Source organism: Methylobacterium sp. Leaf113 (assembly GCF_001423325.1).
Classification (GTDB): Bacteria; Pseudomonadota; Alphaproteobacteria; order Rhizobiales; family Beijerinckiaceae; genus Methylobacterium.
This window is the reverse complement of sequence record NZ_LMNJ01000008.1, coordinates 78,384-103,905: the sequence shown is the minus strand read 5'-3', so window position 1 is coordinate 103,905 and position 25,522 is coordinate 78,384. Positions and strand designations below refer to the sequence as shown.

The 25,522-nt window shown below is 68.0% G+C and carries 25 protein-coding genes; 12 read left to right on the top strand and 13 right to left on the bottom strand.

Annotation, left to right across the window (positions count from 1 at the left end):
* Positions 1 to 12: 12 nt before the first annotated feature.
* Positions 13 to 777, bottom strand: a complete 765-nt coding sequence (locus ASF60_RS07700; protein WP_056182915.1) for an alpha/beta fold hydrolase — start codon at positions 775 to 777, stop codon at positions 13 to 15.
* A 194-nt stretch (positions 778 to 971) separates the two neighbouring features.
* The gene (locus ASF60_RS07695) at positions 972 to 2,231 is read right to left on the bottom strand and encodes an outer membrane beta-barrel protein (RefSeq protein WP_056182913.1); all 1,260 of its coding nucleotides are present in this window, start codon (positions 2,229 to 2,231) and stop codon (positions 972 to 974) included.
* 347 nt (positions 2,232 to 2,578) lie between these two features.
* Here ASF60_RS07695 and ASF60_RS07690 point away from each other — a divergent pair, with 347 nt between their 5' ends.
* Positions 2,579 to 3,409: an FkbM family methyltransferase gene (locus tag ASF60_RS07690; RefSeq protein WP_056182910.1), complete on the top strand. Its 831-nt coding sequence runs from the start codon at positions 2,579 to 2,581 to the stop codon at positions 3,407 to 3,409.
* Between the two features lie 30 nt (positions 3,410 to 3,439).
* Here the strand turns inward: ASF60_RS07690 and sfsA are convergent, their stop codons facing one another.
* Entirely contained in the window at positions 3,440 to 4,162 is a 723-nt protein-coding gene (sfsA, locus tag ASF60_RS07685; protein WP_056183002.1) for a DNA/RNA nuclease SfsA, read from the bottom strand.
* A 182-nt stretch (positions 4,163 to 4,344) separates the two neighbouring features.
* Here sfsA and ASF60_RS07680 point away from each other — a divergent pair, with 182 nt between their 5' ends.
* On the top strand, positions 4,345 to 5,229 hold the full coding sequence (locus tag ASF60_RS07680; RefSeq protein WP_082507810.1) for a DUF937 domain-containing protein: 885 nt from the start codon (positions 4,345 to 4,347) through the stop codon (positions 5,227 to 5,229).
* 16 nt (positions 5,230 to 5,245) lie between these two features.
* On the opposite strand, the gene ASF60_RS07675 is transcribed toward ASF60_RS07680, so the two are convergent.
* Positions 5,246 to 5,470 (bottom strand): Flp family type IVb pilin, encoded by a 225-nt coding sequence (locus ASF60_RS07675; protein ID WP_056182903.1) that lies wholly within the window; start codon positions 5,468 to 5,470, stop codon positions 5,246 to 5,248.
* Between the two features lie 231 nt (positions 5,471 to 5,701).
* The gene (locus ASF60_RS07670; protein ID WP_056182900.1) at positions 5,702 to 5,947 is read right to left on the bottom strand and encodes a DUF3072 domain-containing protein; all 246 of its coding nucleotides are present in this window, start codon (positions 5,945 to 5,947) and stop codon (positions 5,702 to 5,704) included.
* A 322-nt stretch (positions 5,948 to 6,269) separates the two neighbouring features.
* Here ASF60_RS07670 and ASF60_RS07665 point away from each other — a divergent pair, with 322 nt between their 5' ends.
* The 4 genes from ASF60_RS07665 to ASF60_RS07650 all read left to right on the top strand — a co-directional run bounded on the left by ASF60_RS07665 (position 6,270) and on the right by ASF60_RS07650 (position 9,257).
* Positions 6,270 to 6,779 carry a MarR family winged helix-turn-helix transcriptional regulator gene (locus tag ASF60_RS07665; RefSeq protein WP_056182898.1) on the top strand — a complete coding sequence of 170 codons (510 nt, stop codon included), beginning with the start codon at positions 6,270 to 6,272 and terminating at the stop codon, positions 6,777 to 6,779.
* Positions 6,779 to 7,501: a response regulator gene (locus ASF60_RS07660; protein ID WP_056182895.1), complete on the top strand. Its 723-nt coding sequence runs from the start codon at positions 6,779 to 6,781 to the stop codon at positions 7,499 to 7,501. Before ASF60_RS07665 ends, ASF60_RS07660 begins: the two co-directional genes overlap by 1 nt.
* A 5-nt stretch (positions 7,502 to 7,506) precedes the next feature.
* Complete coding sequence (locus tag ASF60_RS07655) at positions 7,507 to 8,913, top strand: ATP-binding protein (RefSeq protein WP_056182891.1); 1,407 nt, start codon at positions 7,507 to 7,509, stop codon at positions 8,911 to 8,913.
* 149 nt (positions 8,914 to 9,062) lie between these two features.
* A complete protein-coding gene (locus tag ASF60_RS07650; RefSeq protein ID WP_056182889.1) occupies positions 9,063 to 9,257 on the top strand; it encodes a hypothetical protein in 195 nt (64 codons plus the stop codon).
* Positions 9,258 to 9,367: 110 nt separating this feature from the next.
* On the opposite strand, the gene ASF60_RS07645 is transcribed toward ASF60_RS07650, so the two are convergent.
* Together ASF60_RS07645 and ASF60_RS07640 are read right to left on the bottom strand one after the other, a co-directional pair.
* Entirely contained in the window at positions 9,368 to 12,508 is a 3,141-nt protein-coding gene (locus ASF60_RS07645) for an efflux RND transporter permease subunit (protein WP_056182886.1), read from the bottom strand.
* A 12-nt stretch (positions 12,509 to 12,520) separates the two neighbouring features.
* Positions 12,521 to 13,756: an efflux RND transporter periplasmic adaptor subunit gene (locus tag ASF60_RS07640; protein WP_443136741.1), complete on the bottom strand. Its 1,236-nt coding sequence runs from the start codon at positions 13,754 to 13,756 to the stop codon at positions 12,521 to 12,523.
* Between the two features lie 184 nt (positions 13,757 to 13,940).
* Between ASF60_RS07640 and ASF60_RS25115 the strand changes: the two genes are divergently transcribed.
* Positions 13,941 to 14,114 carry a hypothetical protein gene (locus tag ASF60_RS25115; RefSeq protein WP_200935809.1) on the top strand — a complete coding sequence of 58 codons (174 nt, stop codon included), beginning with the start codon at positions 13,941 to 13,943 and terminating at the stop codon, positions 14,112 to 14,114.
* Positions 14,115 to 14,242: 128 nt separating this feature from the next.
* Here the strand turns inward: ASF60_RS25115 and gmd are convergent, their stop codons facing one another.
* From gmd to ASF60_RS07625, 3 genes are all read right to left on the bottom strand, one after another.
* Positions 14,243 to 15,298: a GDP-mannose 4,6-dehydratase gene (gene gmd, locus ASF60_RS07635; protein WP_056182884.1), complete on the bottom strand. Its 1,056-nt coding sequence runs from the start codon at positions 15,296 to 15,298 to the stop codon at positions 14,243 to 14,245.
* Between the two features lie 92 nt (positions 15,299 to 15,390).
* Entirely contained in the window at positions 15,391 to 16,356 is a 966-nt protein-coding gene (fcl, locus tag ASF60_RS07630; RefSeq protein ID WP_056182881.1) for a GDP-L-fucose synthase, read from the bottom strand.
* Positions 16,357 to 16,608: 252 nt separating this feature from the next.
* On the bottom strand, positions 16,609 to 17,367 hold the full coding sequence (locus tag ASF60_RS07625) for a Crp/Fnr family transcriptional regulator (protein WP_244478363.1): 759 nt from the start codon (positions 17,365 to 17,367) through the stop codon (positions 16,609 to 16,611).
* Positions 17,368 to 17,849: 482 nt separating this feature from the next.
* Here ASF60_RS07625 and ASF60_RS07620 point away from each other — a divergent pair, with 482 nt between their 5' ends.
* Both ASF60_RS07620 and ASF60_RS07615 read left to right on the top strand, forming a co-directional pair.
* On the top strand, positions 17,850 to 18,560 hold the full coding sequence (locus tag ASF60_RS07620) for a Crp/Fnr family transcriptional regulator (RefSeq protein ID WP_082503671.1): 711 nt from the start codon (positions 17,850 to 17,852) through the stop codon (positions 18,558 to 18,560).
* A gap of 435 nt (positions 18,561 to 18,995) precedes the next feature.
* Complete coding sequence (locus tag ASF60_RS07615) at positions 18,996 to 19,706, top strand: sigma-70 family RNA polymerase sigma factor (protein WP_244478362.1); 711 nt, start codon at positions 18,996 to 18,998, stop codon at positions 19,704 to 19,706.
* Positions 19,707 to 19,805: 99 nt separating this feature from the next.
* On the opposite strand, the gene mgtE is transcribed toward ASF60_RS07615, so the two are convergent.
* Positions 19,806 to 21,176: a magnesium transporter gene (mgtE, locus tag ASF60_RS07610; protein ID WP_056182871.1), complete on the bottom strand. Its 1,371-nt coding sequence runs from the start codon at positions 21,174 to 21,176 to the stop codon at positions 19,806 to 19,808.
* Positions 21,177 to 21,717: 541 nt separating this feature from the next.
* On the opposite strand from mgtE, the gene pqqA (ASF60_RS07605) reads away from it, so the two are divergent.
* Together pqqA (ASF60_RS07605) and pqqA (ASF60_RS07600) are read left to right on the top strand one after the other, a co-directional pair.
* On the top strand, positions 21,718 to 21,807 hold the full coding sequence (pqqA, locus tag ASF60_RS07605) for a pyrroloquinoline quinone precursor peptide PqqA (RefSeq protein WP_056182869.1): 90 nt from the start codon (positions 21,718 to 21,720) through the stop codon (positions 21,805 to 21,807).
* A 78-nt stretch (positions 21,808 to 21,885) separates the two neighbouring features.
* Complete coding sequence (pqqA, locus tag ASF60_RS07600; RefSeq protein WP_056182869.1) at positions 21,886 to 21,975, top strand: pyrroloquinoline quinone precursor peptide PqqA; 90 nt, start codon at positions 21,886 to 21,888, stop codon at positions 21,973 to 21,975.
* Here pqqA (ASF60_RS07600) and ASF60_RS07595 read toward each other — a convergent pair.
* Positions 21,968 to 22,987 carry a LysR family transcriptional regulator gene (locus tag ASF60_RS07595; RefSeq protein WP_082507807.1) on the bottom strand — a complete coding sequence of 340 codons (1,020 nt, stop codon included), beginning with the start codon at positions 22,985 to 22,987 and terminating at the stop codon, positions 21,968 to 21,970. The two genes, pqqA (ASF60_RS07600) and ASF60_RS07595, sit on opposite strands and share 8 nt — an antisense overlap.
* 116 nt (positions 22,988 to 23,103) lie before the next feature.
* Between ASF60_RS07595 and ASF60_RS07590 the strand changes: the two genes are divergently transcribed.
* The gene (locus tag ASF60_RS07590; RefSeq protein WP_056182866.1) at positions 23,104 to 24,273 is read left to right on the top strand and encodes an MFS transporter; all 1,170 of its coding nucleotides are present in this window, start codon (positions 23,104 to 23,106) and stop codon (positions 24,271 to 24,273) included.
* 22 nt (positions 24,274 to 24,295) lie between these two features.
* Here the strand turns inward: ASF60_RS07590 and dinB are convergent, their stop codons facing one another.
* Positions 24,296 to 25,384 carry a DNA polymerase IV gene (dinB, locus tag ASF60_RS07585; protein WP_056182864.1) on the bottom strand — a complete coding sequence of 363 codons (1,089 nt, stop codon included), beginning with the start codon at positions 25,382 to 25,384 and terminating at the stop codon, positions 24,296 to 24,298.
* Positions 25,385 to 25,522: the final 138 nt, after the last annotated feature.

The window sequence follows — 25,522 nt, the reverse complement described above, 5'->3', positions numbered from 1 at the left end:
GGCGGCACCCGGTCAGGGCCGCTGCTTGAAGAAATCGAGGACGCCGGCCCGATGGCCCCGGTCGCCCACCGCCGTACTGTGGTCGCGGTTCTGTAGTTCGAGCGCGGTGGCGTTCGGCAGGAGAGCGACCAGAGCCGGGCCGGAACCCGAGACCGTGTCGAGGGTGCCGGTGGTGACCAGGGTCGGCGTCCGGATCTCCGCGACCTCGGCCCGCGACAGGGCTTGGCGCGAGCCGCGCATACAGGCGGCCAGGGCGCGCAGGTCGCTCTTCGTCTGCTCGGCGAAGGTTCGAAAGGCGGCGGCGGTCGGGTTCGGGGCCGGCGCACCGGGCTCTGCCTCCAGGGCTTCGGCGATGCCGTCCGGAAGCCCCCTGCCCTCGACCAGGTGGAGGCCGAGACCGCCCAGCAACAGCGAGCGCACCCGCTCCGGCGCGTCGAGGGCGAGGAAGGCGGCGATGCGCGCGCCCATCGAGTAGCCCATCACGTCGGCCCAGGCGACGCCGAGATGGTCGAGCAGGCGGCGCGCGTCCTGGGCCATGAGGTCGGCCCCGTAGAGATCCGGGTCGTAGAGCTTCTGGCTCTCGCCATGGCCGCGGTTGTCGAACGCGATGGTGCGGTAGCCGGCCTGGGTCAGCGTCCGTACCCACAGGGTATTGACCCAGTTCACCGCATGATTCGAGGCGAAGCCGTGGATCAGCAGCACCGGATCGCCGGTGCCGCCCTCGGCCGGCACGTCGATATACGCGATCGCGACACCGTCGGAATCGAAGCTCTGCATGGGCTCGGGCCTTATCGGTCGGGGCATGGTGCCTGCCTCCTTGGACCGTGCGGCGCCCCGACGAAAGCCCCGCGATGCTGCTCGCCGGAAAATCTCAACGGCAGATGTCTCTGCCGGACCGCCTCGTTCAAACAGAAAGCGGCGGCAGGTTTCCCCTGCCGCCGCTTTTCGTCAGACCGATCGGATTGCGAGGATCAGAAAGTGATGCCGGTCTCGAGCATGTAGCGCTCCTGCGAGGTCTTCAGGCCGCTGCGGCCGAAGCCGAGGCCGGGGGTGATGTCGTAGAGCTGGACCGTCGAGAACTCACCGCGGACGAAGTAGCGGTCGAAGGTGAAGGTCGGGGTGACGGTGAAGGAGAAGGCCGAGCTGCCGGCACCGTAGAGGACCGACGTCTGCCCAAACGGGTTTCCACGGTTGCCGCTCTGGCTGATGTACTCGACGCGGCCGGCCAGGGCGAAGTTGTCGGTGAAGGCGTAGCTGGCGAGAAGTGCGCCGCCGATCGTCTCGGCACCGGCGAGGCCGAGCACCACGCTGCTCTCGACGTTGGTGTATTGGACGTAGGGCGTCACGATCCACGGACCGTCGGCATAGGTGTAGTTGGCGCTGATGATGCTGCTGTTCTGCAGAGCCGCCGGGGTGGCGTACTGGTAGCGCAGGCCGCGGCGGCCGAACGGGTTGACGAAGTCGAAGTTGGTGTAGGTGGAGAAGTGGGTGCCGCCGTTGATGCCGACCGTGTTGGCGGCGTCGATCTTGTAGGTGATCGCACCCGTGACCCAGTTGATCTCACCCGAATAGAAGCCGTCCGTGGCAGCGAACGATGCCGCCCACGGACCGTCCGAGTAGTTCACCTGCACGCCCTGGTTGATCACGTTCTCCTGGTTGAAGAGGAGGCCGCGCGAGATGTTCAGGTTCTGGAAGGTGAACGGCAGCTCGGAGCCGATCAGGGTCGGCATGCGGCCGCCCTGGACCGACCAGTTGTCGTTGATCACGTACTTGCCGAACACGATCGGGGCGGGAGAGTACAGCAGATCGGTCTGATCGAAAGTGCCGTAGATCGGCAGGCCCAGACCCGGGATCGAGTAGGCGCCGAAGGCGGCATAGAACTGGAACGGCCCGTCAGCCTTCTGGATGAAGCCCATCAGGTTCGAGACGTCGACGCGGCCGGCGCGATCGCTCGGCAGAGGCGCGGGCGAGAACGTGTACTGGTTCGGCTGCGTATAGAAGTAACCGGTCACCGCGCCGCCGACATAGATGTCGCCGAAGCCGCCGATGGTCAGGCAGGCCGGGTTCGGGTTCTGCTTGATGATGCCGCCATAGGCCGGGAAGGTGATCTCAGCCTTGCAGGACGCCGGGATCGGAGCCGGAGCTACGGGCACTCTCAGATCGGCGGAGTAGGCACACACCGAGGAGAGAAGGATGGCCGTAAGAGCAAGGAGCGGTTGCTTGATGGTCATTGGGGAACTCTGGGGCGGGATCGGTGTTGCATTGAACGTCTCAAAGTACCTGCGTCGCGGCAAAGCTATCCTTTGTGCATTCGCCTACTTTTGAGGCAGATTAGACCTGTGCGCCGCGGTTTGGGTCGTGGTGTTGCCACAATGGAACAGGTCGCGACTGGCCTTAGCCCGTCGGATCGCTCGTCGGTTGAGATGAACCGGTTCAGTCTCGCAGCGATGAGCCTCGAACATGCCTCGTGTCCGCAGCATCGTTACGACCTCCTAGGGCGCTGCCGCAGGTGCCGTTCGCCGCGCCGCAGGTCTCATCCGCTTGCCGCCGTGCTCCCGCGCTGGCATCAGCAGGCGCGATGAAAGACTCCCAGCCCTTCGGTACCTACGCTCCCACCGGCCTTGTCGCGGGCATTGCCCGGCAGACGGGCCGGCTTTCCTATGGCAGCTGGGCGGGTCGGCGCCTCGCCCTGTTCCTCCGCCGCGTGGCGATCGGCCTGCTCCGCGGGGCGCCTCTCGATGTCGAGCGCTATGGCGCCCGCATGCGGCTCTACCCCTACAACAACAACTGCGAGAAGAAGGTGCTCTTCACGCCGCAATTCTTCGATCCGGAGGAGCGGGATTGTCTGCGTGCGAAGCTGCAGCCGGGCTGCACCTTCCTGGATATCGGGGCGAATATCGGCGCCTATGCGCTGTTCGTGGCCGCCTTCGCGGGGCCGCGCGCCCGCATCCTCGCCGTCGAGCCCCAGCCCGACGTGTTCGACCGCCTGACCTACAACATCGGTCAGAACCCGTTCGGAACGGTCAAGGCCGTGGCCTGCGCCGTCGCCGACAAGGCCGGCGAGTTGACCCTGTTCGTGGATCCGCGCAACCGAGGCGAATCGAGCCTGAAGATCGTCGGCACCAACGAGGGCGCTCAGATCCGCGTCCCGGCTCTGCCCCTGCTGGACCTCGCCCGCGGCGAGGGCATCGAGCGCATCGATGCCATGAAGCTCGACGTCGAGGGGGCTGAGGATCTGATCCTCGAGCCGTTCCTGCGCGCCGCCCCGGCCTCGCTCCATCCTGGACTGCTCATCGTCGAGAACGGCATCGACCAGTGGCAGATCGACCTGCCCGCCCTACTGGAACAGCACGGCTACCGCCGGATCGCCCAGACCCGCCTGAACCTCATCTTCGAGCGCACGCCCTGACGGGAGGGCCTTTCGCCCGGATGCGCCGCGCTACAGAATCGGGATGGCATCGGCCACGGTGATGCCGGCGGGGTCGATCCGGCAGCGATGGGCATGGACGGCGACACCCGCCGCACGGGCGGCCTGGAAGGCGCGGTCGAAGGCCGGATCGAGGTCGCGGGCGGTGTCGAAACGCTCGGCCCACATCTGCACCACGATGATGACCATGGCCCGGCCTCCGGCCTCCACCACGGCGGCCAGCTCGGCCATGTGTCGGGCGCTCCGGGCCGCGACGCAATCCGGAAACTCCGCCAGGCCCGGCACCCGCATGAGGTGGCAGTTCTTCACCTCCACGTGGCAGGGCGGAACAGGAGCGCCGGTGGGGCTCTCCCCGGTGGCCAGGAAGTCGACCCGGCTCGCGCGACCGTAGCGGACTTCCGGGCGCAGCGCCGTGTAGCCGGCGAGCGGCGGCAGGGTCCCGTCAGCGAACGCCTCCGCCACCAGGGCGTTCGGCCGCATCGTGTTGATGCCGACCCATTGCGGCCCGCCCGGCAGGTCCGCCTCCACCAGCTCCCACGAGAAGGCGAGCTTGCGTGTCGGGCTGCGGGCCTCGGAGAGCAGGACCCGCGCGCCCGGCGCCATGAGGCCCAGCATCGCTCCCGGATTGGCGCAATGGGCCGTGACGATGCGCCCGTCCGCCAGCGCCATGTCGGCCAGAAAACGCTTGTAGCGACGCACGAGGCGCGCCTCGATCAGGGGCGCGGCGAAGCGCATCGGCGGATCCGGGGTCACAAACAGGTTGATGTCCGCCCCCGTCGCCCCGGAATCGGGCAGCGATGAGGCGTCCGGGCTGGTCAGTGCTGGCCGGATGCGACAGACTCCATCGGAGAGTCCCGCTCCATGGGACATTCCCGGATCGTCGCCCGGGATCGTCTGTGTTCGTCCGCGAGGCCGCCATGTTCAACCTGTTCGACATTCTCCAGGCGCAGGCGGGCGCCCAGACTCAGGGCTCGGCGATTCCAGGGTTCGGGTTTCCGGGGGGCGGCCTGCAGAGCTTCGGGCCCCAATTCGGACTGTCTCAGGAACAGGGTCTGCGCGCCATGCAGGCCCTTCTGCCGGCCCTGACCATGGGGTTGCAGCGCAATGCGGCCCAGGACCCGATGGGCTTCGCCCAGATGTTCAACCTCGTCGGCCCTGCCGCGCCGCCGCCGCCGTCGCAGATGGACATGCTGGTCAAGCAGCTCTTCGGGTCGCCCCATCTCAGCCAAGCGGTGCTTCAGCAGGCGGCGACCGTGAGCGGAGTGGCGATGCCGGCCCTGAAGCAGATGCTACCCGTCATGGCCGGCATGGTGGTGGCGGGCATCGTCCACGTGATGATCAATCAGGCGCCGCAGCCCGCGCCGGCGCCCCGTGCGATGCCCGATCCGTTCGGATTTTCGCCCAATGCCTGGTCGGACATGATGCAGGCCTTTCTGACGGGCCATGGTCCGGGTCCGACGCCTGCGCCGCAGACGCGGCCGCGTCCAACCCCGCCCCGCCTCCCGCAGGCGGCGGTTTCGGGGGCCACTTCGGCCCAAACCTCCACGAAGGCCCCGGCCAACGCAGAGGGCAAAGCCAACGCAGAGAGCAAGGCTGGCGCAGATGCAGGCTTCGATCTGATGCAGCAGATGTTTCAGACCGGCCTGGAGGTGCAGCAGGAAAACGCGCGGGCGATGCAACGCCTGTTCGACACGTTCTGGCAGGCGCCGAAGAAAGCCGCCGATAATTCGTCGCCTCGTGATAACGCCGTTTCCGGAGATTCCTCCAGACCCACGCCAAAAGGGGGTACGGGCCGGCGCTGAGGGCCGGTCGGCGGGATCAGGACGACGAGCTCACGAGCTTGCTGCCGATATAGGTGTACATCGCAGCGGTCTGGTCGGCCATGTAATGGATCGCCGTCACGATCGCGAGGAAGACCAGGCCCATGATCAGGCCGTACTCGATCGCCGTCGAACCAGTCGTGTTCTTGAGGAATCGTCCGAAGAGGGCGGAATTGGCAGTCCGTGACCGCAGGCTGGATCGTTTGGATACCAGATCGGTCATGGTCGCATCGTGTCTTTCGTCTGGCCTAGCCGGCCGATCGGTAAAGGGTCTTTCTTGCGGAGGCCTTAAGCTGATGGGCGAGCCCGGAGGTAAATTCAGAAAAATCCTTTCGGAAGGATTTTGCCGGTGGCGAAATCTTCGGCTGGCACCGGGTCTTCGGCTGGCACCGGGTCGTCGGGGCGATGCCCGCGACGGCCCGGTCCGTCCTGGGGAGGCTCGGGTCGGCGCCCGTCAGGCCTTGCCGGATTCCTTCCGCAGCGCATCGATCCGCTGCGAGGCTTCGGCCTTGTCGAGGTCCGGATCGAACGAGTCCGGCGACTTCGCCTCCTCCGACAGGGTCTTGAGATAGGAGGCCTGCGCGCCGGTCATCGGCTCGCCGCCGGTGGTCCACTGGCTCGGATCCTTAATCTGATTGGAGGTGTCCTTCGGGTCGGTCTTCGGGTTGGTGTCCGACTCGGCATGCTGGGTCTTGGCCATGGTGTGTTTCCTTAGTTCACGAAATGTTCTTGTGAACGCGGCGATCGCATGCGTGTTCCGACGGTCTCGCGCTGCGGATCGCCGTGTCCCGTGGTCAAGTGTCCCAGGCAATTGCTCCAGGTCTCCGTACAGGGTTCCACACGCTGATGCGGTGCTGTCCGGCCGAGGCTGGTTCGGCCAACGGGGGATGCCGGCCGGAACCGCCTGACGGATCCAGCCGGTGTTGTTCCCGACCAGGAGGCTTGACGGGCCATCGGGGGCCTGGAACATGTCAACATCACTGACATAAATCGAGGTCGCCCCCGACGTGAGTGCCCCCGTGATGCGAGACGCCGATCCCGATGCGCCGCTGCCGACCCCAGGCTCCGGCGACGATCTGATCGAGCTCCTGTTCTTCGCCTACCGGGATTTCGTCGGTGATCCCGACCGCATCCTGGCGCAGTATGGCTTCGGGCGGGCGCACCATCGCGTGCTGCATTTCGTCGATCGCTATCCGGGTCTTACGATCGCCGAACTTCTGGATATCCTGCGCATCACCAAGCAGAGCCTCAATCGGGTGCTGAAGGATTTGATCGAGCAGGGCTACATCGCGCAGAAGACCGGCACGAACGATCGCCGCCAGCGCCTTCTGTTCTGCACCGCCGCCGGTGCCGACCTCGCGGGCGATCTCATCCGGCTGCAGAGCCGCCGGGTGGCACGGGCGCTGACGGATTCCGAGCATGGCGGCGAGCGGCCGCTCTCGGCCGAAAGCTTCCTGTTCGGCATGATCGAACCCGACGCGCGCGCGGCCGTCCGGCGCCTCATGGCGCGCCGGACCCGGAGCGCCGCCTGATGGCCGCGCCCAGCCCGCGCCTGGGCAGCGAACTGCCCGACCATGCGCCGCACATCCTGGTGGTCGACGACGACCGCCGCGTGCGCGAGCTGCTGTCCCGTTTCCTCTACGAACAGGGATTTCGGGTGACGTCCGCCGGCAACGTCCCGGAGGCCCGGATCAAGGCACAGTGCTTCGTCTTCGACGCCCTGGTGCTCGACGTGATGATGCCGGGTGAGAGCGGCTTCGACTATGCCCGCGAAGTGCGCCAGACCTCGCGCGTCCCCATCCTGATGCTGACCGCCCGCTCGAACCCCAACGACCGGGTGATGGGTCTCGAGATCGGTGCCGACGACTATCTGCCCAAGCCTTTCGAGCCGCGCGAACTGATCCTGCGCCTGTCCAACATCATCAAGCGGCGCAGCGACGATGGCGGCCGGGCCCGGGGGCACGACACCGTGACCTTCGGCCCGTTCTCCTATCGCATCGACCGGGGCGAGCTGCGCCGCGAGGACGAGACCATCCGCATCACCGAGCGGGAGCGGGAAATCCTGACCATCCTGGCGCAGGCCGGTGGGGCCAACGTGGAGCGTGAGGCGCTGGCCGGGAGCGGGGGCCTCGCCGCCGAACGCAGCATCGATGTGCAGATCAACCGTCTGCGCCGGAAGACCGAGGTCGATCCGACCAATCCCTTGTTCCTGCAGACGGTGCGGGGCGTCGGTTACCGCCTCGCAATCGACTGATCCGCATGGCCGCCTCCGGCCTCCTGCAGCGCACCGCGACCCGTCTCGCCGCCCTGCCCCGCCCGGCCCGCCTGTGGCGGCTGCTCAGCCGCGCCATCGGCGACGTGCTGCCCAAGGGGCTCTATGCCCGCTCCCTGATCATCATCATCGCGCCCGTGGTGCTGCTCCAATCGGTGATCGCCTACACCTTCATGGAGCGGCACTGGCAGCTCGTGACGCGGCGTCTCTCCGCCGCCGTCACGGCCGACGTCGCCGCGCTGATCGACATCTACGAGAGCTATCCGCAGGACAAGGATTCCGAGACCCTGACCCGGATCGCCAACGACCGGCTCAACCTCGACGTCGACATCCTGAAAGGGGCCAAGCTCCCGCCGGCGGGGCCGCGCCCGTTCTTCTCGATCCTCGACGAAGCCCTCTCCGACGAGATCCGGCGCCAGATCCGCCGGCCCTACTGGATCGATACGGTGGGCCGCTCCAGCCTCATCGAGATCCGGGTGGCGATCCCCGACGGGGTGATGCGCGTCACCGCCCGGCGCAGCATGGCCTATGCCTCGAATTCGCACATCTTCCTGCTGTGGATGAGCGGATCGTCGCTGGTGCTGCTCGGCGTCGCCATCCTGTTTCTGCGCAACCAGATCAAGCCGATCCTGCGTCTCGCCGCCGTGGCCGAGAGCTTCGGCAAGGGGCGTGAGATCGAGTTCCGGCCGCGCGGCGCCCGCGAGGTCCGTCAGGCGGGCCATGCCTTCATCGAGATGAAGCGACGCATCGAGCGGGCGATGGAGCAGCGCACGACCATGCTCAACGGGGTCAGCCACGACCTGCGCACCATCATCACGCGCTTCAAGCTTTCCCTCGCGCTGGTCGAGCAGACCCCGGAGGTCGAGGACCTGCAGCGCGACGTCGACGAGATGAGCCGGATGCTGGAGGCTTATCTCGCCTTCGCGCGCGGCGATTCGGGCGAGGCGGCGGTGCCGACCGACATGCGCGCCCTGCTGGAGGACCTGCGCACCGATGTGGAGCGCCTCGGCGCCCATGTGGACGCGGTGGAGATGGACGATCACCCGGACGTGACGTCCTTCCACGTGACGCTTCGGCCGGACGCGATGCGGCGCTGCCTGTTCAACCTCGCCGCCAACGCAGCCCGCTACGGCGACACCGTGCTGATCACGGGCCGGCGCGAGCACCGCGCCTTTCTGGTCTCCATCGACGATGACGGACCGGGCATTCCCGCCGATCAGCGGGAGGAGGTGTTCAAGCCCTTCGTGCGCCTCGACGACGCGCGGCAGGATGCCGGCGGGTCCGGGCTCGGCCTCTCCATCGCCCGCGACATCGCCCGCGCCCACGGCGGAGACGTCGCCCTGCACGACAGTCCGCTCGGCGGTCTGCGGGCGACCGTGCGAATTCCCGCCTGACCGGGCTTCTTCGTTCGTGCCGTAGCGTCTCGGTCCCGCAGGAGCTTGGCCAGACGATCTTGGCGCGCACCGCCCCGCGATGCTATGGGGAAGGCAGTGAACGCCACACGGTCCGGTGAACCGGGTCCGACAGAGGTTGAGAGACCCGCATGAACAACCCGCTGACCCCCCTCCTGATTCTCCTGCTCCTGCCGATCACCGCCATCGGCGCCGTGCTGTATACGGATGCGGGCATCGAGCCGGCCCTGTTCTACGCCACTGTGAAGACCTTCGTGGTGCTGTTCATCGTCGCCGGCGGCCTCTGCTTCGCCGCAAGCCGCCTCGCGGCCCGCACCGAGGGCTGAAGCTTTTGGGTTCGCGGCAGCGAACCTCTTCGCGACACTGACGAAAACGCCCGGGCCGAGAGGTCCGGGCGTTTTCGTTCAAGGGCCATCCCGGCGTCGCTGGCTTCGCCCTACTCCGCCGCGATGCGGGGCTGGAACGGCTTCGGGTCGTTGGCCGAGGGCGTTGACGGCAGCGCGAAGGCGCCTTCCGTCGGCTCGTCCACCGCGCCGATGAAGCGGCCGAAGACACGCACGAACAGGCGCGACAGGTCGTCCACCAGGATGAAGATCGCCGGCACGAAGATCAGCGACAGGCCGGTGGAGACGATGAGGCCACCGATCACCGCGATCGCCATCGGCGCCCGGAACTCGCCACCGATGCCGAGCGCCATGGCTGAGGGCACCATGCCGGCCGCCATCGCGATGGTGGTCATCACGATCGGCCGGGCGCGCTTGCGGCCCGCATCGACGATCGCGGTGACGCGGTCGACCCCGCGCGCCATCTCCTCGACGGCGAAGTCCACCAGCATGATGGCGTTCTTGGTCACCACGCCCATCAGCATGAGGATGCCGATCACCACCGGCATCGAGATCGGCTTGTTGAAGATCAGCAGGCCCAGGATGGCGCCGCCGATGGAGAGCGGCAGCGAGAACAGGATGGTCAGCGGCTGCAGGAAGTTGCCGAACAGCAGCACGAGCACGCCGAACACCATCATCAGGCCGGCGCCCATGGCGAGGGCAAAGCCTTCGAACACCTCGCCCATCACTTCGGCGTCGCCGGTCTGCCGGATGGTCACGCCGGGCGGAAGGTCCTTCGCGGTGGGAAGGTCGAGGATCGCGGCAATGAGCGAGCCCAGGGCATCGGACCCCTCCATGTCGGCTTCCAGCGCCACCCGGATGGCGCGGTCGTAGCGGTCGATCGCGGTGGGGCCGCGCCCGAGGCTGAGATCCGCCACCGTGGAGAGCGGCACCGCCCCCCCGCCCTTCACCGGGACCTTGAGGGTTTCGAGCTGCGAGAGGTCGCCGCGCAGGCGTTCGGGCAGTTGCACGCGGATCGGCACCTGCCGGTCGATGGTGTTGAACTTGGCGAGATTCGCACCGATGTCGCCGATGGTGCCCACCCGCACGGTCTCGGCGATGAGATCGGTGGAGACGCCGAGTTCGGCCGCGACGCCGGCCTTCGGGCGGATGCGGATCTCGGTGCGGTCGAGGGGCGCCGTCGAGAGCACGTTGACGAGGTGGGGCACCCGCGCCGCCTCGCGCTGAAGCTTGGCCGCCGTGTCGGCCACCACGGTCTTGTCCGGGCCGGAAACGATCAGGGTGACGTCGCGCTGACCGCCCTCGCGCAGGGCCCAGAACCGGATGTCGGGCTCCTCGTGCAGGATCGCCCGCACGGCGGTATCGACCTGCTTCTGGGTGCGGTGGCGGGTGTTCTTCGGGGTGAGGTTGATGGTGAAGGTGGCGAGCCGCACCTCCTTCTTCCCCGGCAATTGGCGGCCGCCGTCGATGAAGACGCTGCGCACCTCCGGCAGGGCGCGGATGCGTTCCACCAGGCTGTCGGTGACCCGCGTGGTGTCGGCGAGGCGCGCGCCGGGCGGCAACTCGACCACGAAGATGGTGCGGGCCGCGTCCTCCGCCGGCAGGAAGCCCGCCGGCAGCAGCCCGGTCGACAGGATCGACCCGGCAAAGCAGGCCAAACCGAGTACCAGCGTGATGAACTTGTGGCGCACCGACCAGGCGACCACGCGGGTGTAGCCGCGCATGACGGGCCCGTCCCGCGTCAGGTCGGGGCCGTGGTCGCGCAGGAAATAGGCGGCGAGCAGAGGCGTGATCAGGCGCGCCACCAGGAGCGACATGAACACCGCCGCCGCGATGGTGAGGCCGAACTGCTTGAAATACTGCCCGGCGATGCCGCTCATGAACGAGACGGGCGCGAAGATCGCCATGATCGTCGCCGTGATGGCGATGACGGCGAGCCCGATCTCGTCGGCGGCTTCCAGAGCGGCGCGGTAGGGCGACTTGCCCATGCGCATGTGCCGGACGATGTTCTCGATCTCCACGATGGCATCGTCGACGAGGATGCCGGTCACCAGCGTGATGGCGAGCAGGCTGACGGCGTTCAGGGAGAAGCCGAGGGTACTCATCACCCAGAAGGTCGGCAGCACCGAGAGCGGGAGCGCGATCGAGGCGATCAGGGTCGCGCGCCAGTCGCGCAGGAACAGGAACACCACGATCACCGCCAGGGCGGCGCCCTCGACGAGGCTCAGCATCGCCGAGTGGTAATTGCCCACCGTGTTGATGACGGAGGTGTCGATCAGGTCGAAGCGCACGCCCGGGTAGCGGCTCCCGAGTTCCGCGATGCGCTTGGCCACGCCGACCGCGACCTCGGCGTCGCTGGCGCCGGTGGAGCGCGAGATCGCGAAGGCGACGACCGGCTCGCCGTTGAAGCGGGCGAAGGTGCGGGGCTCCTCCGAGCCGTCGACCAGGGTGGCGAGTTCGTCGAGGCGCACCTTGCGGCCGCCCGGCACGATGATCGAGGTCTCCGCCAGGGTGTCGAGGCTGGCGGCACCCGCCAGGGTCCGGATCGACTGCTCCTGGCCACCGAGTTCGCCACGCCCGCCGGCCATGTCGGCGGCGGTGAGGCGCAGTTGCCGATTGACGTCGGCCGCCGTGATGCCGAGGGCCAGCAGGCGGTCGGGCTTCAGGGTCACGCGGACCTCGCGGGCGACGCCGCCGAGGCGCTCGACGCCGCCGACGCCCTTCACGCTCTGGACTTGCCGGGCGATGACGTCGTCGATGAGCCAGGACAGGTCCTCCGGGGTCATCGCGGGCGCCGAGGCGCCGTAGATCATGATGGGAAGGCCCGCGATCTCGACGCGGTTGATGATCGGCTCCTCGATGGTGCGGGGCAGGTTCACCCGGACCTTCGAGAGGGCGTCCTTGACGTCGTTGACAGCCCGGTCGCTGTTCACCTCCAGGCGGAACTCGATGGTGGTGCTGGAGACGCCTTCCGAGATCGTCGAGATGACGTGCTTGACGCCCTTCACCCCCGCCACCGCGTCCTCGACCACCTTGGTGACCTGGGTCTGCAGCTCGGACGGGGCCGCCCCCGATTGCAGGACCTGGACCGACACGATCGGGATGTCGATGTTGGGGAAGCGCGTGATCGGCAGGGCGCGGAAGCTGACCAGCCCGAGGACGACCAGCACCAGGAAGAGGACGAGCGAGGGGATCGGTTTGCGGATCGCCCAGGCCGAGATGTTCAACCGCATGGGATGGTCCGATCAACGGGGAGCGGCATCGGCCGCCTTCAGGGGCGGGACGACGGCCCGGACGCGATCCCCGTCGCGCAGGAAGCTGCTGGCGCGGGCCACCACCGCCTCGTCCGCCCGCACGCCGGAGCGGATCTCCATGAAGCCCTCGGCCGCGAGGCCCGGAACGATGCGGCGCGCTTCGACGTGGTCCTTCGCCACCACGAAGACGCTCGCGGCACCATCGGCGGCGTAGAGCACGGCGGAGAGCGGCACCGCGACGCCGGTTCGGCGGGCGACCTCGACCTTGCCGCGCGCGAAGGCGCCGATGCGCAGGGTGGGGTCGGGATCGAGGCTGATGCGGACGCGGCCGAGGCGGGTGGCGCGGTCGATCTCCGGATCGATGCGGCGGACGCGGCCTCGCAGGGTCCGGCCCTCGTCCCAATCGAGCTGGACCGGGTCGCCCACATGCAGGCGCGGCATCCAGGCCTCGGGAATCTCTCCCTCGAGCTCGATTTCGCCGCGGGCGATCAGCCGGAACATCGGCTCACCGGCCGCCGTGGCGGTGGCACCGACCCGCGCGGTGCGCCGGCTGACGATCCCCGCCTCGGGTGCGCGGATCTCGGTGCGGGCGCGGCGCAGGGCGATCTCGGCGCCCTGCGCCCGCGCGGTTTCGAGATCGGCCTGGGCGAGCTGAAGGCCGCCGCGGGCGGCGGCGAGACGGCCCTCGTTGCCCTGTGCGGTCGAGATGCGCTGTTCCAAGGTCACCGCGGTGGCGTTGCCGGTGCGGACGAGGCTGCGGGTGCGCTCGAGCGCCAGGTTCGCCTCCACCTGCGCGGCCTCGGCCTGAACGATCTGGCTGCGGGCCTGGACGATCGCGGCCTGCGCCTTGGCCAGGGTGGCGACGTTGGCGGCTTCCTGGGTCACGATCATCTCGAGGGAGAGGCGGGCCAGGGGCTGGCCGCGCGCGACCTGCGCGCCCTCCTCCACCAGCAATTCGGTGATGCGGGTGCCCTCGATCTCCGGAGCCACCAGGATTTCGTCGCGGGGCACCAGGGTTCCGGTGACCACCGCGCGCTCGATCACCGCGCGCTCCACGGCTGCGACCACCGTGACGGCCGGCGCCACCGCGGCGGGCTCCGGCACGGAGGCGGGCTCGGCGGCCCAGGCCCTGCCACCTGTCGCGAACGCGCCAGCCATGAGGGAAGCGGCGAGAGCGATGGCGAAGCGGGATCCGGGACCGCACATCGGGGAGCGAAGGGGCTGCATGACTCGCTCGGCGACGACGGGAGGCCGATGTCTGGTGCAGGAGGCCGGCGTTTTCATGGCGTATCCCCGGGCACGGCCGATCGCGGCGCCGACGAGCGGTCGGGGAGCAAGAAACCCTGCAACTTTTCGCCACGCATCACGTTGAGAGAGGGATAGACCTTTCCTTCGCGAGGGTTAACCAATCATGAGCATCTTCGAAGTCCGTCAGCAGACCAATGGCGCCGTTCTCTGGACCGGCAGTGCCCTCGACGCGAGTTCTGCCCTGGACGCGATGGCGCGCGAGGCCGGGTATTCCGACTACACGGCTCTGCCGGAGACGATCCGCTCGGCCTGCCCGGTGGCCCGCGCCATCGACTGATTCGCCGCCGGATGACCGTTCCAAGCCCGGTCGTCTCCAAGACCGGTCGACCATCAGCGAAACGCCCTCCCGTCCGATCGGACAGGAGGGCGTTTCGCGTTGGACAAGCAGAATTGGGACGTCGTCCCTCAGTGGTTGGCCTGGGCGGCGGCGAGGTCGGCGCGCACCATCTCGTCGACGAGATCCGGGAAGGTGACGGTGTGGGTCCAGCCGAGCTTCTCGCGGGCTTTGGTGGGGTCGCCCAAAAGCTGGTCGACCTCCGTCGGCCGAAAATACACCGGATCGATCTTGACCAGCACCTGACCGGTCTTGGCGTCGAGGCCCTGCTCGTCGACGCCTTCCCCGCTCCAAACCAGCGTCCGGCCGACCACCGCGAAGGAGCGCTCGACGAATTCGCGCACCGAGTGCATCTCGCCGGTGGCCAGCACGTAATCGTCCGGCACCTCCTGCTGGAGGATGCGCCACATGCCCTCGACGTAGTCGCGGGCATGGCCCCAGTCGCGCATGGCATCGAGGTTGCCGAGATACAGCGTCGGTTGCCGGCCGACCTCGATCGCCGCGACCGCGCGGGTGATCTTGCGGGTGACGAAGGTCTCGCCCCGGGTCGGGCTCTCGTGATTGAACAGGATGCCGTTCGAGGCGTGCATGCCGTAGGCCTCGCGGTAGTTCACCGCGATCCAGTAGGCGTAGAGCTTGGCCACCGCGTAGGGGCTGCGCGGATAGAACGGGGTCGTCTCGCGCTGGGGCACCTCCTGGACCTTGCCGTAGAGCTCGGACGTCGAGGCCTGGTAGAAGCGCGTCTTCTCGCTCAGGCCCAGGATGCGGATCGCCTCCAGCAGGCGAAGGGTGCCGATGGCATCGGAATTGGCGGTGTATTCCGGGGTCTCGAAGCTGACCTGGACGTGGCTCTGGGCACCGAGGTTGTAGACCTCGTCCGGCAGGGTTTCCTGCATGATGCGGATCAGGTTGGTGGCGTCGGTCAGCTCGCCGTAATGCATGTGGAAGTCGGTCCGCGCGAAGCGGGGATCGTCGTAGAGATGGTCCACGCGTCCGGTGTTGAAGGACGACGAGCGGCGCTTGATGCCGTGGACGATGTAGCCCTTCGCGAGCAGCAGGGCGGCGAGATAGCCGCCATCCTGTCCTGTGACGCCCGTGATCAAAGCTGTTTTCTGCGTCGTGGACATGCGTCGCTCCTTAGGGCGTCGGGAGGGGAGTGAGGGGCGCGGGCGGCCGGGCCGGGCGGGGCTCGCCGGGGGCGCCCCCGGGACCGGCCGGGTCAGGCCTCGGGGTGATGGTGGCGGAACCACGCATAGGCCTCCGCGATCCCGTCGCGCAGGCCGATCCGCGGCCGCCAGCCGAGGGCCTCGAGGCGGGAGGTGTCGAGGCGCTTGCGCGGGGTGCCGTCGGGCTTGGTGGTGTCGAAGTCCAGTTGCCCCTGCCAGTCGAGGACGTCCGCTATGGTCTCGGCCAGCGCCCGGATGGTGACTTCCTGGCCCGAGCCGACATTGACCGGACCGTCGCCCGAATACGACCGCATCAGGAAGATGCAGGCATCGGCCAGATCGTCGACGTGGAGGAACTCGCGGAACGGGGTTCCGGTGCCCCAAAGCGTGATGCGGTCGCGGGCGTCGCGCCGGGCCTCGTGCACCTTGCGCAGGAGGGCGGGCAGGACGTGGCTGCCCTGGGGATCGTAATTGTCGCCCGGCCCGTACAGGTTGGTCGGCATGGCCGAGATGAAGTCGGCCCCGTGCTGGCGGCGATAGGCCTGGCACAGCTTCAATCCGGCGATCTTGGCGATGGCGTACCATTCGTTGGTGGGCTCGAGCGGCCCGGTGAGAAGCGCGTCCTCGGTTATCGGCTGGGCCGCCATCTTCGGATAGATGCAGGATGAGCCGAGGAAGAGCAGCTTCTCGACGCCGACCGCATGGGCGCTCTGGATCAGGTTGGCCTCGATCATGAGGTTGTCGTAGAGGAAGTCGGCCGGATAGGTGTCGTTGGCCACGATCCCGCCGACCTTGGCGGCGGCCAGGATCAGGGCCTGCGGCCGCTCCGCCGCCATCCAGGCCTCGACCTCGGCCTGGCGCCGCAGATCGACATTGTCCCGCCCGAGGGTCAGGATGGTGCAGTTCTCCGAGGCGAGCCGGCGCACCAGCGCCGCACCCACCATGCCCCGATGCCCCGCGACCAGGACGCGCTTGCCGGTGAGATCGTAGGACCCGGACCGTTCGGTGGATGACGTCATCGGATGACCGGATCCTTGAGCCCGGCATCCGGCCGGGCCTTCGCCCGCGCCTCCCGGCTTCCTGCAGATCGGACCGCGATAGCAGAGACGGGGCGCTTCGGAAATCGGGCCCCTGGACGGTGGTTCAGGTCGGCACACGGCACGCGGGAGCAAGGCCCGCCGGAGGAAGGCCCGTAAGAGGAAGGCTCGCCGGAGGAAGGCACGGCTGCGACCGACTGTTGCGGGCGGCCCCGCCCGGCCGCACGAGGCCCTTCAGGGCAGCCCGACCGTCTCGAGCGACAGGTACCGTGGATTGAAGCCGCTGAGGGTGACCAGTCGTGGCACGTTCCGGATCGTCAGGAGACGGGACCGCAGCTCGATGAGGCCCTGGCGCTTCAGGTCCTGGAGCGTGCGATTGACGTGAACGGTGGAGAGCCCGGTCGTCTCGGCGAGGTCGAGCTGCGACACCGGCAGATCGTAGCTGTCGCCGCGCGTCAGCCCGATCGCCCGCAAGCGCAGGAGCAGTTCCAGGAACAGATGGGCGATGCGCTCGATCGCGGAGCGGGACCCCACATTGACCAGCCATTCGCGCGCGGTCGCGTCGTCGACCAGCGTCGCCCGACGCATCGCCCGGATCAGCGACGGCTGATTCACGAGGAGGTCCTGGAGGGTATCGAGTTCGATCCGGGCCACGCGGCAGCTGGAGAGGGTGCTGATCGCATGATCCCGGCGCGTCAGCAGGCCGACATCGACGTCGCAGAAATCACCCGGCACCAGATAGGCGAGGATCTGACGCGCACCGCTGCTTCGGACCTTGTAGCGGCAGGCCATGCCCTCGAGAAAGACGAAGAGGCAGTTCGGAATTTCGCCTTCGTGGGCGAGATCCGTCCGCGGGGCGAAGAGGCTGGCCTCGGCGGCGAGACGGGTCAGGAGGTCCCGTTCGGGCTCCGCAAGAGGTCCGAAGCGCTCGAGTTTATGGATGAGCGGTCGAACCGCGCGGCTTTCCACTTCGGAGCCGGCGTCGAGGACCAATCCCGTCCTGCGTGATCCCGGCCTCATCGACCCGCACGCAACGCATGCGAGGAAGCAAGGTGATGGATGCTCACGCTCCACTTCGCATGACCTGTCACTATTGCTTGATCCTCGGCCCGTTCATCCTGCCCATGGGCCGACTAGCGCGTCCTATCGCCGAGAGCCGGGCAAGGAGAGGCGACGCTCAGCGCATCGTTCCCTTGCATCGGCAGGCGCAAGCGTCTTCCAGCATCGACCAAGCCAGGGATTTCCCACGAATTTGCCCCAGCTTCCTGGCTTATAAATCCGAATTTGCTGGGTTGAACACCGGTCTTCGGCTTCGGTGTGGTGCCCGACACTCGGCGAATGTCGACTACCCGACAGACGTCTTTGCGGGCTTGCCTTTGTCTCGCATCGTACAGATAGTCGGGGATCGCTTGTATATATTCCTGTGTATGGGTTCACGAGAGACTATTTGTGCTCTTGCCCCAAGGGACAAGGCCGTGTCGCTGCTAGAGCAATCTGCCGTTCGTAACCGTTTGCTCAAACGTCTCGCGCCAAGCGATTTCGCGTTGCTTCAGCCGCATCTGCGCTCGCTTCCGACGGAGTTGCGCCAGGGGTTGATCCAGCCGCATCAGCCGATCCGGGACCTCTTCTTCCCGGAGGCGGGCTATGCTTCGATCACCACGTCGGGGAACAGCAAGGTCGAGGTCGGCATCATCGGGCCCGAGGGTGTGGTGGGAGCCGCGCCGGTGCTGCTCGGCAGCGACCGCACGCCCTACGATCACTTCGTGCAGAATGCCGGCGAGATGATCGCCATCGGGGCCGCGGAGCTGACCTCGGCCACCGAGCGCAGCATGACCCTGCGCAAGCTGCTGCTGCGCTTCGTCCAGACGCTGCTGGTTCAGACGGCGCAGACGGCCTTCGCCAATGCCAGCTACAACATCGAGGTCCGGCTCGCCCGCTGGCTCCTGATGTGCCACGACCGGGTCATCGGCGACGAACTCACCGTGACCCATGACTTCCTGTCATTCATGCTTGGCGTCCAGCGCACGACGGTGACGCTGGCGCTGCAGATGCTCGAGGGCAACCGCCTGATCAAGGCCCGCCGCGGCCGCATCGAGGTGCTCGACCGGGCCGGTCTGCTGGCGGTCGCGGGCGACAGCTACGGCGTGCCCGAGGCCGAATACATCCGGCTGATCGACGAAGCCTGATCTCGACGGGCCAGCCGGCAGGGCCGGCACCCACCAGTCACCACCACCACGCTGTCGTGCTCCCGGACGTCGATGAGCTCGGCGCTTTCGGCAGTGAACACGTGCCGCGTGCGCCGGTTGACCGACTACGCATCATGCGTTCCTCCCCAGACTTGGCCCGCCCGGCTTCGGCCGCGGCGGGCTTTTTGCGGCTTTGTTCCATGAGGAAACTAAATAATCTTCGCTGTATCCAATGACTTTGGCACGGAATGGTACGGAAACGTGCCGTAGATCTACGAAAGTCTTCCCATTAACCTGTGTTGATGCGAGTGTGTTCCTGGTTTTGCACACTCTCGGCAACTGAAGGGAACCGGCCAGTTGCTGGCCTTTATCGTTCCCAGTTGCCCGAGAAGAGACTGGATGACAGCGCGATCCGCATCCGATGTACCGACTCGCTTGACCTCGAATGAGGCGCCGCAGATCGCGCCGTCGATCCGACGATCCCTCGGCCAGCATCTGCGCGAGACCTACGCCTCTCTGGAGGACGAGCAGCCCGACCGGTTCGACGTCCTCCTCGCCCGCCTCGAGGCGGTGCTGGCGGCCCGGGGCGAGTCGCTCACAGCGGAGGTGCGTCAGGGTCTGCAGGATCACGCGGCGGGGCTGCGCAAATACGCCCTTTCCCTGACCCGTGACGCCGCGCGCGCCGACGATCTGGTGCAGGACACGATGCTGCGGGCCTGGATGTACCGCGAGAGCTTCACGCCCGGCACCAACGTCTGCGGCTGGCTCACCATCATCATGCGCAACACGTTCTATTCAGGCCAGCGCAAGCGGGTCCACGAGGTCGAGGATGGCGACGGCAGTTACGCCGCCCAGCTGGTCACTCTGCCGGCGCAGAGTGGAATCCTCGACCTGGAGGATGTCAACGCCGCCATCGGGCGCCTGTCGAGCACCCTGCGGCAGGCGCTGACCCTGGTGGCCATCGATAATATGACCTACGACGAGGCCGCCGCCGTGATGGGCTGCAAGATCGGCACGGTGAAGAGCCGGGTCTGGCGTGCCCGCGAAAGCCTCGCGGCCCTGGTGGGCTATTCCGCCAACGAGATCGGTCCCGACCGCCTGGCTAATTCGGTGCTGAGCGACGTCAGCCTGCGGCCCCGGGTCTGAGGCCCGCGTCCGAACCCCGCGTTCGAACCCCGCCTGTCGCGACGGACGCAGTCGGATGCCGGCCTTCCGAACGGGATCGGCCGGCCCGCCCGGTCGACCCTACAGCAGCGTTCCGCGCAGGATCAGCATCGCCACCGAGAAGTAGATGACGAGCCCGGTCACATCGACCAGCGTGGCCACGAAGGGCGCCGAGGCGGTGGCGGGATCGAAACCGAGTCGCTGAAGCAGGAACGGCAGCATTGAGCCGGTGAGCGAGCCGAAGGTGACGATGCCGACGAGCGCCGCTCCGACCGTGGCGGCCACCAGCATCCAGTGCTCGCCGTAATCGTACAATCCGATCTTCTGCCACATCACGATACGGATGATGCCGATCACCCCGAGGATCATGCCGAGCACGAGGCCAGTGGGCAATTCGCGCAGGGCCACCCGCCACCAGTCGCGCAGGCGCACCTCGTGCAGCGCCAGGGCGCGGATGAGCAGCGACGTCGCCTGGCTGCCGGAATTGCCGCCCGAACTCATGATCAGGGGGATGAACAGGGTCAGCACGATGGCCTTTTCGAGCTCGCCCTCGAAGCCCTGCATTGCCGTGGCGGTCATCATCTCGCCGAGGAACAGGGCGCAGAGCCACCCGGCCCGCTTCCGGATCATCGTGCCGAAGCCGATATCCATGTAGGGCTCGGGCAGTGCCTCCATGCCGCCGAAGCGCTGCACGTCCTGGGTCTGCTTCTCCACCATGGCGTCGATCATGTCGTCGACCGTGACGATGCCGATGACGTGGCCGACCGCGTCGATCACCGGCAGGGCCAGGAGGTCGTATTTCGAGATCAGGCGGGCGGCCTCCTCGCGGCTGGCCGTCGGCGACACCGCCAGCGGGCGCCGGTTCGGCGCCACCGAGAGCACGTTGTCGCCCGGATCGCCCGAGATCAGCCGGCGCAGGGGTACGGCCTTGGTCAGGGCGCGGGTGCGCGGATCGAGGACGAAGATCGCGTAGATGGTCTCGCGCGTCTTCTCCACGTGCCGGACGTGGTCGAGAGTCTGCTGCACGGTCCAGTTGCCCGGCACGGCGACGAATTCGGTCGTCATCAGCGAGCCGACCGTCTCCTCGCCATAGGCGCTCAGATGGTCGACGGCGCCGCGGGTCTCCGCGTCCAGCCGGGCGCGCAGGTCCGAGCGTCCGGGCTCCTCGATCTCCCGGAACAGGTCGGTGATCCGGTCCGCCGACATGCCCGACAGGTAGGAGGCGACGCGGTCGCGCGGCAGCATCTCGATGATGTCGGCCGCGCAATCGAGTTCCGGCTGGTCGAGCACCTCGATCGCGCGCTCCAGCGGCAGGCCCAGCAGGATGGCGGCGGCGACCTCGGGAGCTTCCTCGTTCAGGGCCTCGACGATGTCGGGCGCACGCTCGTCGGAGAGGCGGGCGGCGAGGACCGCCGGGTCGATGCCGGCCGGGAAGGGGGCGATCTCGTTCATGGGCTCACCTCGCAGGGGCGCGCGATCCGGCCGTGAACGGCCGTCCGCATCGGGCACCCGCGCCCGGTCAGCGGGGCGTCAGGCGCGAGGGGCGGAGGCGGCCGGGCACGGCGCGGGCGATCGGTCGGGACTGTCGCTGGGCATTGGATTCGTCGAGAGGGAGCCGAGGGGCGCACCGCACGTTGTGAAACACCAGGGAATCACGCGCGGAACCGCTCGGCGGCGCGTGAGTGCGCCTCCCCTCCCCGGGGCGTCAAGCCGAATCCGACTGGGCCGGGATCTTTCCCCCGGCGGAGCGGGTTGGGTCCCGCCCCATCGCCACCGCGCGATCTCCGAGGCGGATCGCACGCGAGACACGCGCGGGTTCCAATCCAGCACCATATCGCCGGTTCGAGCCTCGGACGGCGTAGAGTTTCCGCTGAAACCCAGGGTTGGACCCGCGATATCCGCCAACCCTATGAGAAATATAAGTGTAGCGTCCACTTGTATTGTGCCCAACCCAACGGCATATCAAGGGCGTCGAGCACGAAGGAGTTATCCCATGAAGTGGTCCGCCCCCATCGTTTCCGAGATCTGCGTCGGCATGGAAGTCACCAGCTACGAGTCCGCCGAGATCGATCCCTTCAACTAAGGCCCGGCCTGAGTTCGAAGACGCGTCGAACCTGTCGGGTTCGGCTCTTTCCAACCATAACCAACCAGGAGTGACGTCATGAAGTGGTCCGCCCCCATCGTTTCCGAGATCTGCGTCGGCATGGAAGTCACCAGCTACGAGTCCGCCGAGATCGATCCCTTCAACTAAGGGAGATCGCGTGCCCCGTTCGCGGGGCCTGCCGATCCGAGGGGGGGCTATCCGAAAGGGTAGCGCCCCTTTCGTTTGCGCCGTCCTCCTGCGGGGTGCCCTCCGCCCCGGTCGGCGCCCGCAGCATCTCCACCAGGAAGTCGATGAGGACCCGGATGCGGGCCGGCATCGCGGCGCCGCCGACGAAGACCGCGTGAATGGCCTCTCGGTCCTGCGGATTGTAGGGCTCCAGCAACGGCACCAGGCGACCGCTCGCAAGATCGTCGACGATATGGAAATGGCCGACGCGGGTGATGCCGATCCCGTCGAGGGTGAGTTGCACTAGCGTCTCGCCGTTATTCGCGGTCATGTTGCCGCCGACCGCCAACAGGTAATCGCGCCCCGCCTCGCGGAACGGCCAGCCGGGCTCGGCGCGGCGGAAATTGAAATCCAGGCAATTGTGCCGTGCGAGATCGGCCGGAACGACCGGCACCCCGGCACGCGCCAGATAGGCGGGCGAGGCCACGATCGTGCGGCCCGTCTCGCCCAGCCGTCGCGCCGTGAGCGGGCTGTCGGGCAGGGTTCCGAAGCGGATCGCCACGTCGGCCCGTCCGCCGAGGATGTCGGCGATCTGGTCGCTGAGATCGATGTCGACGGAGATCCCGGGATAGCGCCTCACGAACTCCGCCAGTAGCGGCACGATCACCAGCCGGCCATGGGCCGAGGCGGTGCTGATCCGCACCCGGCCGCGGGGCGAGGCCTGATCGGCGATGGCGCTCTCGCTCTCCTGGATGTCGGCGAGGATGCGCCGCGCCGCCCGGGCATAGCTCTCGCCCTCGGCGGTGAGGCGCAGGGTACGGGTGGTCCGCACGATCAGCCGGACGCCGAGGCGGGTTTCGAGGCGCGCCACGATGCGGCTGACGGCCGAGGCGGTCAGTCCCAGCGTGCGGGCGGCGGCGGACAGGCTGCCGTCTCGCGCCACCGCGAGGAACGTCGCCATCTCCCCCGTACGATCGATTTTGTCGCGCTGCATTCGTGCTCCTGACGCACAGATGTCGATCCGGAAACGGGACTACCGCCCTGTTCCGGATGGTATCATGTGCATGCCCGGAACAACTGCTCAAAAATCCTGTGCCGGGACGTCATGCCATGACCCTCCATCCATCCCTGCTGGCCCTGGCCATCGGTGCCTTCGGCATCGGCGTCACCGAGTTCACCCCGATGGGTATGCTGCCGCTGATCGCGAGCGATCTCGGGGTCTCGATCCCGACGGCGGGGCTGCTGGTCAGCGCCTATGCGCTCGGCGTCCTGATCGGGGCACCGCTGATGACCCTGGGCTTCGCCCGGATGCCGCGACGCGCCCTTCTGGTCGGCCTCATGGGGATCTTCACCCTGGGCAACCTGCTCTCGGCGCTCGCCGACAGCTACACGATGCTGCTCGGCGCCCGGATCGTCACCTCGTTCAATCACGGAGCCTTCTTCGGTATCGGCTCGGTGGTGGCGGCCGGCCTCGTGCCGCCCGAGCGTCGCGCGGCCGCCGTCGCGGCGATGTTCTCGGGCCTGACCATCGCGACCATCGGGGGCGTGCCGCTCGCCGCCTGGGTCGGCGAGGCACTGGGCTGGCGCGCGGCCTTCTGGGGCATCGCCGGCATCGGCGTGATCGCGATGGTGTCGCTGCGGCTGGCCCTGCCGCCGCTGCCCGTCGCGGACGCGCCCGACATGGGTTCGGAACTGCGCGTCGTCGCCCGCGCCCCGGTCCTCGCCGCCCTGGCCCTCACGGTGCTGGGGTCGAGCGCGATGTTCACGGTCTTCACCTACATCGTCCCGATCCTGCGCATCGAGGCGGGGGCGGGTGCCGCCTTCGTCAGCGCCATGCTGGTGATCTACGGCGTCGGACTGACGGTCGGGAACTGGGCCGGCGGCCGTCTGGCCGACCGCTCTGTGGACGGCACCATCATGGCGTCGCTGCTGGCGCTGATTGTCCTGCTCCTGCTGTTCGCGCCCGGCATGACCTCGCGGCTGAGCGCGGCGCCGCTGATCTTCCTGTGGGGCATCGCGAGCTTCGCCCTGGTGCCGCCCCTGCAGATGCGGGTGATGGCCGAGGCGGATCGCGCCCCCAACCTCGCCTCGGCGCTGAACATCGGCGCCTTCAATCTCGGCAACGCGATCGGTGCGGCCCTCGGCGGCGGCGTGATCGATCTCGGCTGGGGCTATCCGGCGGTCTCGGTCGCGGGAGCCGCGATGGCGGCGCTCGGCCTCGCGCTGATCGTCGTCCTGCGGCGCGGCCGGCGCATCGCCGTGGCGACGGCCTGCCCGTGAAGCCGGCCTGCCGACGCACGCCTCAGAGGCCGAGCCCGAGCTGTCGCGGCTCCGGAGCCGGTCCGTGCTCCAGGGCCGAGAGCGAGACGCCGAGCAGGCGCACGCTGCGCCGGAGCGGAAACAGGTCGCGCAGGAGCACCCGCACGATCTCTTCCAACGAGGCGCGGTCGGCGACGAAGCCTGCCAGCGAGCGGGCGCGGGTGATCTGCTCGAAATCCGCGAACTTCACCTTCAGGGTCACGGTACGGGCGCGGACCTCCTTGGCGGCGGCCGCCCCCCAGACCTTGTCGAGCAGGGGGACGAGGCGGCCCGCGAGCACGTCGTAATCCGCCGAATCCTCCGAAAAGGTGTTCTCCGCCCCGATCGATTTGCGCACCCGGTTCACCCGCACGGGCCGTTCGTCGATCCCGCGCGAGACGCCGTAGTAATAGGGGGCAGCGGCGCCGAACCGCGTCGTCAGGGCGTCGAGGCTCAGGGCGCGCAGGTCGCGCCCGGTCAGGATGCCGAGCGCTTTCATGCGCGCCTCGGTGACGGGGCCGATCCCGTGGAAGCGCCCGATGGCCAGGTCCTCGACGAAGCCGGGCCCCATCGCGGGGGTGATGACGAAGAGGGCGTCGGGCTTGCGGAAGTCGGACGCCACCTTGGCCAGGAACTTGTTGTAGGAGACGCCCGCCGAGGCCACGAGCCCGGTCTGGGCGCGGATCGAGGCCCGGATCGCGCGAGCCACCGCGGTGGCGGTGGGCAGCCCCTGCCGGTTTCGCGTCACGTCGAGATAGGCCTCGTCGAGGGCGACCGGCTCGATCAGGTCGGTATGCTCGGCAAAGACCGCCCGGATCTGCTCCGAGATCCCGCGGTAGACCTCGAAGCGCGGCTTGACGAAGACGAGGTCGGGACAGAGCCGGCGCGCCGTCACCGAGGGCATGGCCGAGCGTACCCCGAAGGCCCGCGCCTCGTAGCTCGCCGCCGCCACCACGCCGCGCTCGCGCGATCCCCCCACCGCCACCGGGCGTCCTCGCAGGGCGGGATCGTCACGCTGTTCCACGGAGGCGTAGAACGCGTCCATGTCGATGTGGATGATCTTGCGGATCGCGTCCGCCTCGCCCGGGTCCATCGCGGACGCCCCTCCCGATCGTTTCGCCCGTGTTCGTGGTCTGTTCGCAGAATCCCGGTCTCGGCGCGGGAATCAAGCCCGGTGGCGTTCCGATCCACGGCGTAACCGACGCAGCGCCTGCGGGGGCTCGCCGCCGGC